The organism is Gemmatimonadaceae bacterium (genome assembly GCA_035633115.1).
GTDB lineage: Bacteria > Gemmatimonadota > Gemmatimonadetes > Gemmatimonadales > Gemmatimonadaceae > UBA4720.
Genome location: DASQFN010000025.1, coordinates 1 through 3946, shown reverse-complemented (window position 1 = coordinate 3946; position 3946 = coordinate 1). Strand labels below are relative to the sequence as shown.

3 protein-coding genes are annotated in these 3946 nt (G+C 62.1%); 2 read left to right on the top strand and 1 reads right to left on the bottom strand.

The window, feature by feature from the left end:
• The first annotated feature begins 424 nt into the window (after positions 1-424).
• Both VES88_02760 and VES88_02755 read left to right on the top strand, forming a co-directional pair.
• Positions 425-844, top strand: coding sequence for a GNAT family N-acetyltransferase (locus tag VES88_02760; protein HYN80395.1), 420 nt, complete (start codon positions 425-427; stop codon positions 842-844).
• 165 nt (positions 845-1009) lie between these two features.
• A complete protein-coding gene (locus tag VES88_02755; GenBank protein HYN80394.1) occupies positions 1010-3154 on the top strand; it encodes an IS4 family transposase in 2145 nt (714 codons plus the stop codon).
• A gap of 105 nt (positions 3155-3259) precedes the next feature.
• Here the strand turns inward: VES88_02755 and tnpA are convergent, their stop codons facing one another.
• Positions 3260-3691 (bottom strand): IS200/IS605 family transposase, encoded by a 432-nt coding sequence (gene tnpA, locus VES88_02750; GenBank protein ID HYN80393.1) that lies wholly within the window; start codon positions 3689-3691, stop codon positions 3260-3262.
• Positions 3692-3946: the final 255 nt, after the last annotated feature.

Below are 3946 nucleotides of genomic sequence, written 5' to 3'. Positions count from 1 at the left end.
CCGCCATCGGTGAGGTCGATCACATACTTGCCGCGATAGCCGACTGGGCCGGGCAGCAGTATCTGGGCCAGTAACTGGGCGATGACCGCTGAAGAGATTCGCCGCTACGAGGAAATCACGCTCAACTCCTCGAGCGCGCTGAAGCAAATGGTCTACGACGGCTGGGTGCTGCGCATGTCGCCGGGATCGAACGTGAAGCGCTCCAATTCCGTCACCCCGCTCTATCCCTCAACTCTGCCGCTCGAAGGGAAGCTCGCTTATTGCGCGCGGCTTTACGCAGCGGAAGGCTTGCCGCCGCGTTTTCGCGTCAACGACTTTAGCGAAGCCGGCCTCGACACCCGCTTGGCGGCACTGGGTTATGGAGTGGTCGAGCCGACGTTGTTCATGACCTTGCCGTTAACCATTGGATGCGCCATTACCATTCGTGGCCGATTGCCACGAACCGCCGCTCGCAGTCTGGCTCGCCATCAATCGCGATCTGCGCGGCGAAGCCAAGGAAACGCTGGCCGCGCAGCAGGCCCGCCTCGAAAGCCTGGCCCTGCCCTGCTTCGCCGTCGCTCTCAATTTCGGCGAAGAGACGGTGTGCGTAGGGCTCGGCATCATGGAGCAAGATCACTTCGGCGTGTTCAGCGTGTTCACGCCGCCGGGGCAGTGTGGACGCGGCTACGGCACGCGCGTTACCCGCGCGCTGCTAGCGATCGGCCAACGCGAGAACGCCCGTGTGGCCTTCCTGCAAGTCGATGAAGCCAACGCCGCAGCGCTGCATCTCTATACCGCAGTAAGTATCCCCCGGCAAAGCCCTAATCATGTCCCACATTTTTCGCTGGACACGGCGCGCGCTTAAGCCTACCATGCGTGCATGCGGGTTACGGGGCGTGAATTTTCCGACGAAGTCATCGATCGCATTCGTTCGCGAGTGCGAAATGATCCGACGTTGACGCGCACCGGTCTGTCACGAGAGGTCTGCGCATGGCTTGACTGGCGAGGTGCTGATGGACGCTTGAAGGACATGAGCTGCCGGGTCGCCCTGCTCAAGCTGGCACGCCGCGGAGTGATTGCATTGCCGGATGCTCGGGACCTATCGTTTGCCGGGCGAGCCGAGCCGGATGGGCAACCCGATGGGGCGTGGCCCGTTGTCGAGATGACACTCGCCGAATTGGGCGAGGTATGGCTGGTGCCGGTGGCTGCTGACGATGCGGCGCGCTCCAAGCAGTGGTGGGCGATGATGCAGGCGCATCATCCGTTGGGCGCGGGGCCGTTGTGTGGAGCGCAGTTGCGCTACCTGGTGGCGAGCCGCGCGGGCATTCTGGGAGGCTTGAGCTTCTCTGCGCCAGCGTGGCGGCTGGCGCCGCGCGATCGCTGGATTGGCTGGGATGAGTCCGGCCGCCAAGCGGGGCTATCCAAGGTGGTGGCCAACAGCCGGTTTCTGATCGTGCCCACTGTCCAGGTGCCCAATCTGGCCTCGCACGTGTTGAGTCTGGCGCTCTCACGCCTAGCCGCCGATTGGCAGGCGCGCTATGGGGTAAGCCCGGTGCTCGTGGAGACGTTTGTCGATAGCGCGCGCTGGCGCGGGACGTGTTACCGGGCGGCCAATTGGGTTTATCTTGGCAAGACGCAGGGCCGCGGCCGGCAGGATCGAACGCATCGGGCGGCGGGCAGCGTGAAGGATATATGGATGTATCCACTGCACGCGGATTGGCAGGCGTGTTTGTGCGCCGCGTACCCTGCGCCGCCCGGGCCTATGACCGAGGCGGCGGACTGGGCCGAACAAGAGTTTAGCGGCTGCGCGCTGCCCGATGCGCGGCTCAAGGAGCGCTTGTTGACGCTGGCGCGGGACTTTTATGCGCGGCCCACGGCCAACGTGCCGCAAGCCTGCGGCAGCCGGGCGAAGACCAAGGCGGCGTATCGATTCCTCGATCACCCGGACACGAGCATGGACACGCTGTTGCAACCGCACTATGGCGCCACCGAGGTCCGCATCGCCCAAGAATCGGTGGTGCTGGCAGTGCAGGATACGACCAGCCTGGACTATACGACGCATGCGGCAACCGGCGGATTGGGTCCGATTGGCGCCTGGGTGCGTGGTCCGCAAGGCCTTCACCTACACAGCACGTTGGCCTTCACGGTGCAAGGCACCCCGCTGGGCTTTCTTGATGTGCAATGTTGGGCGCGCGATCGAGAAGATTTCGGCAAGAAAGCCAAGCGCCATCGCTTGCCGATCGAGGAGAAGGAAAGCTTCAAGTGGCTGAAGAGTTACCGCGCGGTCGCAGCGGTGCAGGCGCGGCTGCCCAAGACGACCCTCGTGAGCGTGGGCGATCGCGAGGCGGATCTGTACGAATTGTTTCGCGAGGCGGCCGAGCATCCGCAGGGGCCGAAGTTGCTCATCCGCGCCGAGCACAATCGGCAGCTGCAAGACGCACAGGCGCGCTTGTGGGAGACGCTGCAAGAGAAGCCTATCGCCGGCATCCAGGTGTTGCGGGTGCCGCGTCAGGGTAGTCGGGCGGCACGGGAAGCACGTATGGGCGTTCGCTTTGCCGCGGTAGGCTTGGCTGCGCCCACAGGCTACCAAGACGCGCCCGCTATTCCTGTCTGGGCCGTATTTGCCCAGGAACAGGAAGCGCCCGCCGCGGTGAAACCGCTCGAATGGCTGCTGCTCGCCACGCTGCCGGTCGAAAGCTTTGTGCAAGCGATCGAAAAATTGATGTGGTATACGCGCCGCTGGGGGATCGAGGTGCTGCATCGTACCTTGAAGAGCGGTTGCCGCATCGAACAGCGCCAACTCGGTCAGGCCGATCGACTGGAAGCATGTCTGGCGATCGACCTGGTGGTGGCCTGGCGGATCTATCACTTGACCAAGCTCGGCCGCGAGGTCCCTGAGGCACCCTGCACGGTGTATTTCGAGGAGGCTCAGTGGAAGGCGCTGATGGTGTTCACCACCCAGAATCGCGTTGCGCCGGCCAAACCGCCGCCATTGCGCGAAGCTATCCGTCGGGTGGCGAGCCTGGGCGGCTTCCTGGGCCGCAAGGGCGACGGCGAGCCCGGTACGCAAACCCTTTGGCTCGGCTTGCAGCGCTTGGACGATATTGCAGCCATGTGGCAGGTAATGACCGATGCGACACAAACGACCGTGTCCAGCGTCATCGATTCTGGGTAAAGATCAGGGCAAAGCCGGGGGCTTTAGGTTGTGAGCCGCTCAAAGCGGCTATGCGGGGTCGCTAACGCGGCCCCGATTCTCATGGGCCACCTTTACGGTGGCCAATCAGCGCCAAAGGTGCATCTGCTCCAAGCGCTTGTCTTCCTGCTCCTGGTTCCGGATGTACTCTCGAATTACCGCCTCATCCCGACCAACCGTCGAGACGAAATACCCTCGAGCCCAGAAATGCTGTCCCACGAAATTTCGCTTTCTCTCACCGTACACCCGCGCCAGGTGAATCGCGCTCTTGCCCTTGATATACCCAATCACCTGCGACACCGCATACTTCGGCGGGATCGCGATCATCATGTGCACATGGTCAGACATCAGATGCCCCTCTTCGATCCGACTTTCCTTCTGCGCAGCCAGCCTGCGGAACACCTCCCCCAGATGCTGTCTCAACTGCTCGTACAACGTTCTTCTACGGCACTTGGGAATGAAAACCACATGGTATTTACACTCCCACTTCGTATGACTTAGGCTTTCGTACTCGTCCATCGTGAAATTCCCTTTCGTGTGCTTGGCGGCTCACGATCGGGAGTTTCCTCGATGGACTCCCTTAAATGTCAAACCTCTACTGCCTCCCCGGCAGAGCCGGGGGGTCTCCTTTGGTAGGCTAGAAACGGCAGTTGACCGCTTTATTCACCCCTGAGAGTCGCATGAATATTGACGTTATCGTCTCTTTGAGCGTTCACCTGATGGGAAGAGCGCTACGCACCCGATTGCACGTTTTTCGGGCCGTCTGGCGTTGTT